We start from the raw sequence: 208 nt of genomic DNA, 5'->3' as shown, positions 1-208 counted from the left end.
CCGGCGGCGGTCACCTACGACGACCTCGATCGGGCACCGGCGGTGCTGCTGGTCGCGTTCGAGCCGGAGGAGGAGTCGCCGATGATCTTCCTCCGCCTGCGAAAGGCGGTGCAAACGACGAGGTCCGTGGTGCTCTCGATCGCACCGTTCGCGAGCCGGGGTCTGGGAAAGATGGCCGGCAGGCTGCTGCGTGCCGTCCCCGGGGACG

The 208-nt window shown here is 70.2% G+C and carries 1 protein-coding gene; it reads left to right on the top strand.

The annotated features are described in order from the left end of the window. Positions 1–208 (top strand): hypothetical protein (locus IJ15_RS26540; RefSeq protein WP_037136155.1); only part of this gene is annotated, 208 nt, incomplete at both ends.

It is taken from the genome of Prescottella defluvii (assembly GCF_000738775.1).
Taxonomy (GTDB): domain Bacteria; phylum Actinomycetota; class Actinomycetes; order Mycobacteriales; family Mycobacteriaceae; genus Prescottella; species Prescottella defluvii.
The sequence above is the reverse complement of the archived record's forward strand: the minus strand, read 5'-3'. Positions and strand labels throughout refer to the sequence as shown.